4 protein-coding genes are annotated in these 5,142 nt (G+C 70.9%); 2 read left to right on the forward strand and 2 right to left on the reverse strand.

The window, feature by feature from the left end:
• A partial coding sequence (locus tag ABEB28_RS43005; protein WP_345734069.1) for a substrate-binding domain-containing protein occupies nucleotides 1-426 on the reverse strand: 426 nt, incomplete at its 3' end.
• A 147-nt stretch (nucleotides 427-573) separates the two neighbouring features.
• On the opposite strand from ABEB28_RS43005, the gene ABEB28_RS43000 reads away from it, so the two are divergent.
• Nucleotides 574-2,544: a transglycosylase domain-containing protein gene (locus tag ABEB28_RS43000; protein ID WP_345734070.1), complete on the forward strand. Its 1,971-nt coding sequence runs from the start codon at nucleotides 574-576 to the stop codon at nucleotides 2,542-2,544.
• Between the two features lie 54 nt (nucleotides 2,545-2,598).
• On the opposite strand, the gene ABEB28_RS42995 is transcribed toward ABEB28_RS43000, so the two are convergent.
• The gene (locus tag ABEB28_RS42995) at nucleotides 2,599-4,569 is read right to left on the reverse strand and encodes a transglycosylase domain-containing protein (RefSeq protein ID WP_345734070.1); all 1,971 of its coding nucleotides are present in this window, start codon (nucleotides 4,567-4,569) and stop codon (nucleotides 2,599-2,601) included.
• Nucleotides 4,570-4,716: 147 nt separating this feature from the next.
• Between ABEB28_RS42995 and ABEB28_RS42990 the strand changes: the two genes are divergently transcribed.
• A partial coding sequence (locus ABEB28_RS42990) for a substrate-binding domain-containing protein (protein WP_345734069.1) occupies nucleotides 4,717-5,142 on the forward strand: 426 nt, incomplete at its 3' end.

The raw sequence follows: 5,142 nt of genomic DNA on the forward strand, positions 1-5,142 counted from the left end.
GTCGAACGTCGCGTAGTAGTCGACGTCCGCGGTGTCGCGGATCAGCCGGTCGTACGCGATCACCGCGATGTCCGCGGCGGCGGCCTTCGCCAGCACGTCGGTCAGGGCGGTCGCGCTCACTGCGCCGACGACGAGCGCCCGCGCGCCGCTGTCGATCATCGCCTCCACCTGGCTGACCTGCTTCGCGACGTCGTCGTCCGCGTACTGCAGTTCGGTGGTGTAGCCCATCCGGTCGAACTCGTACTCCAGGTTCTCGCCGTCGAGGATCCACCGCGCGGACACCGTCGTCGGCAACGCCAGTCCGATCCGGCCACGATCCGCGGCAGCGCCCTGGTCGCTGTCCTCGGCCGCGTCCGAGCACCCGACCGCCGCGGTGACGAGCGCGATGACCAGCACCGACAGCCGCACGAACCGCGGGAAACCCATCTGTGCCCTCCCGGGACGCGACAGTGCTCTACCCTGCCCGTTCGGTCAGGCCCCGCCCGACTTGAGACAAATGAAACCTGGGTCAGGAGTGACAGAGTTCGATAGCTTGGCCCGCAACTGACCACCACGCGCGGGACGGTTCGCCGAATGCCGATCGACCAATCCGAGATCACTGATCCGGCGCCGACGTCGGGAGGGGCGCCGACCCCACCGGACGACACGGACGCCGAGTCCCCGACCACCGGGCCACCCCGGCGACGGCGAATCCTGATCGGGGTCGCGGCCGGCGTCGTCGTCTGCCTGTTACTGGGTCTGCTCGGCGGTTGGGCGGCGTACGCCTCGATCGACCTGCCGGCGGTCCCCGCGCCGAACGAGGCCACTCGGATCCAGTACTCCGACGGGGGCACGTTCGCGGCGTTCGCCAGCAAGAACCGGACCTCGGTCAGCCTCGGAAATGTTCCGGAGCACGCGCAGGACGCCGTCCTCGCCGCGCGCGATCCCGACTTCTACCGCTCCGGCGGCTCCGCGCCCGGCGCCATCGTCCGGGCGGCCCGTGCTCTGGTCACCGGCGGCGGCGGCGAATCGCTCACCGAGCAGTACGTCCGCGTGGTCTTCGCCGAGGGCCCCGGCCGGAGCGCACACGCACGGACCACCGTCCTGGCCCACAAGCTGAACGAGCGGTGGAGCAAGGAACAGATCCTGAAGGCGTACCTAAACACCGTGTACTTCGGACGCGGCGCGTGGGGCATCCAGGCGGCCTCGGAGGCGTACTTCCGGACCGACGTCTCCAAGCTCACGGTCGCTCAGGCCGCCGTGCTCGCCGCGGTGATCGCCGACCCGAAGCAGGATCCGCGCTCCGACCCCGGCGACGCGAAGCGCCGCTGGACCGTCGTACTCGACACGATGGTCGACCGCGGCACGCTGAACGCTGCCGAACGGGACGCGCAGGAGTACCCGGCGGTACTCGATGCCGCGCCGCGCTCGGACGCGTGGAAGGGCGGCACGAGCGGCGTACTCGGTCAACGGATCGAAAGCGAGCTCAAGAAGATCGGCTTCAGCACCCTGGACATCGCCACCGGCGGTCTGACCGTCAAGACGACGATCAGCAGCAAGGCGCAGGCCGCGGCAGTGCGGGCCGCGAGCACTCACGTGAAGCCCGGCAGCGAGGGCGAGACCGCGGTGGTGTCGATCGATCCGCGGACCGGGGCGGTCAGGGCCTACGTCGGCGGTGACCGGGGCTACGGCAACGCCGACCTGGCGTCGGCGGTCGCGAGCCACCCGGCTGGCGCGTCGTTCGAGCCGTACGCCTTGGCGACCGCGATCACCCAGGGCTACAGCATCGACTCACTGTGGAACGGCACCTCGGGGCAGGTCTTCGAAGACGCCGCGAAGCCGGTCACGAACGCCGGCGGCGACAGCTCGTGCGGTCCCCGCTGTTCGTTGACCGCGGCCACCGTGAAGTCGGTGAACACCGTCTACTGGGCGCTGACCCGGGAGGTCGGGGCGGCAAAGGTGGCCAGAACGGCGGAGAAGGCGGGCATCCGCACGCTGGACGGCCAGCCGATCCCGCAGCAGCTCGACCAGAGCGTCGACTCGTCGCTCGGACTGGGGCGGTACAGCGTCTCGGTGCTCGACCAGGCGGCGGCGTACACCACGATCGCGAACAACGGCGTCTATCGCGAGCCACACCTCATCGACCGGGTGCTCGACTCGGACGGGACCGTGATGTGGGACAGCGCCACGCACGCTTCGCGCACCGGAGAGGCGTGGTCCCGTTCGGTCGGTCGGGACGTGTCCTACGTCCTCCAGCAGGCGTACGACGCCGACCCGGCGGTCCGGATCGGCCGCCCGGCGGCGATCAAGTCCGGCGGCCTACGCGACCCGCAGGGGAGGTCGGACGCGTGGCTGGCCGGGTACACGCCGCAGCTGGCGACCGTGGTCTGGGTCGGCAGCCGGATCCCGGAGCGGGGGAAGACCAGCGGTTCGACCGACGTCCGCGGCTCGAGTGTCCCGGGCGCGATCTGGCGCGACTACATGGTCGCGGCGCTGAAATCGCAGCCGGTGGAGAAGTTCGCGCCACCGGCCCGCGTCGGCGACAAGCCGGGCAACGCCCGCTGACGGCTGAGTCCGCGCGGCCGTCAGCCCGGGCTGACGGCCGCGCGGACTCAGCCGTCAGCGGGCGTTGCCCGGCTTGTCGCCGACGCGGGCCGGTGGCGCGAACTTCTCCACCGGCTGCGATTTCAGCGCCGCGACCATGTAGTCGCGCCAGATCGCGCCCGGGACACTCGAGCCGCGGACGTCGGTCGAACCGCTGGTCTTCCCCCGCTCCGGGATCCGGCTGCCGACCCAGACCACGGTCGCCAGCTGCGGCGTGTACCCGGCCAGCCACGCGTCCGACCTCCCCTGCGGGTCGCGTAGGCCGCCGGACTTGATCGCCGCCGGGCGGCCGATCCGGACCGCCGGGTCGGCGTCGTACGCCTGCTGGAGGACGTAGGACACGTCCCGACCGACCGAACGGGACCACGCCTCTCCGGTGCGCGAAGCGTGCGTGGCGCTGTCCCACATCACGGTCCCGTCCGAGTCGAGCACCCGGTCGATGAGGTGTGGCTCGCGATAGACGCCGTTGTTCGCGATCGTGGTGTACGCCGCCGCCTGGTCGAGCACCGAGACGCTGTACCGCCCCAGTCCGAGCGACGAGTCGACGCTCTGGTCGAGCTGCTGCGGGATCGGCTGGCCGTCCAGCGTGCGGATGCCCGCCTTCTCCGCCGTTCTGGCCACCTTTGCCGCCCCGACCTCCCGGGTCAGCGCCCAGTAGACGGTGTTCACCGACTTCACGGTGGCCGCGGTCAACGAACAGCGGGGACCGCACGAGCTGTCGCCGCCGGCGTTCGTGACCGGCTTCGCGGCGTCTTCGAAGACCTGCCCCGAGGTGCCGTTCCACAGTGAGTCGATGCTGTAGCCCTGGGTGATCGCGGTCGCCAAGGCGTACGGCTCGAACGACGCGCCAGCCGGGTGGCTCGCGACCGCCGACGCCAGGTCGGCGTTGCCGTAGCCCCGGTCACCGCCGACGTAGGCCCTGACCGCCCCGGTCCGCGGATCGATCGACACCACCGCGGTCTCGCCCTCGCTGCCGGGCTTCACGTGAGTGCTCGCGGCCCGCACTGCCGCGGCCTGCGCCTTGCTGCTGATCGTCGTCTTGACGGTCAGACCGCCGGTGGCGATGTCCAGGGTGCTGAAGCCGATCTTCTTGAGCTCGCTTTCGATCCGTTGACCGAGTACGCCGCTCGTGCCGCCCTTCCACGCGTCCGAGCGCGGCGCGGCATCGAGTACCGCCGGGTACTCCTGCGCGTCCCGTTCGGCAGCGTTCAGCGTGCCGCGGTCGACCATCGTGTCGAGTACGACGGTCCAGCGGCGCTTCGCGTCGCCGGGGTCGGAGCGCGGATCCTGCTTCGGGTCGGCGATCACCGCGGCGAGCACGGCGGCCTGAGCGACCGTGAGCTTGGAGACGTCGGTCCGGAAGTACGCCTCCGAGGCCGCCTGGATGCCCCACGCGCCGCGTCCGAAGTACACGGTGTTTAGGTACGCCTTCAGGATCTGTTCCTTGCTCCACCGCTCGTTCAGCTTGTGGGCCAGGACGGTGGTCCGTGCGTGTGCGCTCCGGCCGGGGCCCTCGGCGAAGACCACGCGGACGTACTGCTCGGTGAGCGATTCGCCGCCGCCGCCGGTGACCAGAGCACGGGCCGCCCGGACGATGGCGCCGGGCGCGGAGCCGCCGGAGCGGTAGAAGTCGGGATCGCGCGCGGCGAGGACGGCGTCCTGCGCGTGCTCCGGAACATTTCCGAGGCTGACCGAGGTCCGGTTCTTGCTGGCGAACGCCGCGAACGTGCCCCCGTCGGAGTACTGGATCCGAGTGGCCTCGTTCGGCGCGGGGACCGCCGGCAGGTCGATCGAGGCGTACGCCGCCCAACCGCCGAGCAGACCCAGTAACAGGCAGACGACGACGCCGGCCGCGACCCCGATCAGGATTCGCCGTCGCCGGGGTGGCCCGGTGGTCGGGGACTCGGCGTCCGTGTCGTCCGGTGGGGTCGGCGCCCCTCCCGACGTCGGCGCCGGATCAGTGATCTCGGATTGGTCGATCGGCATTCGGCGAACCGTCCCGCGCGTGGTGGTCAGTTGCGGGCCAAGCTATCGAACTCTGTCACTCCTGACCCAGGTTTCATTTGTCTCAAGTCGGGCGGGGCCTGACCGAACGGGCAGGGTAGAGCACTGTCGCGTCCCGGGAGGGCACAGATGGGTTTCCCGCGGTTCGTGCGGCTGTCGGTGCTGGTCATCGCGCTCGTCACCGCGGCGGTCGGGTGCTCGGACGCGGCCGAGGACAGCGACCAGGGCGCTGCCGCGGATCGTGGCCGGATCGGACTGGCGTTGCCGACGACGGTGTCCGCGCGGTGGATCCTCGACGGCGAGAACCTGGAGTACGAGTTCGACCGGATGGGCTACACCACCGAACTGCAGTACGCGGACGACGACGTCGCGAAGCAGGTCAGCCAGGTGGAGGCGATGATCGACAGCGGCGCGCGGGCGCTCGTCGTCGGCGCAGTGAGCGCGACCGCCCTGACCGACGTGCTGGCGAAGGCCGCCGCCGCGGACATCGCGGTGATCGCGTACGACCGGCTGATCCGCGACACCGCGGACGTCGACTACTACGCGACGTTCGAC

Origin of the sequence: Cryptosporangium minutisporangium, assembly GCF_039536245.1 — a bacterium.
GTDB lineage: Bacteria > Actinomycetota > Actinomycetes > Mycobacteriales > Cryptosporangiaceae > Cryptosporangium > Cryptosporangium minutisporangium.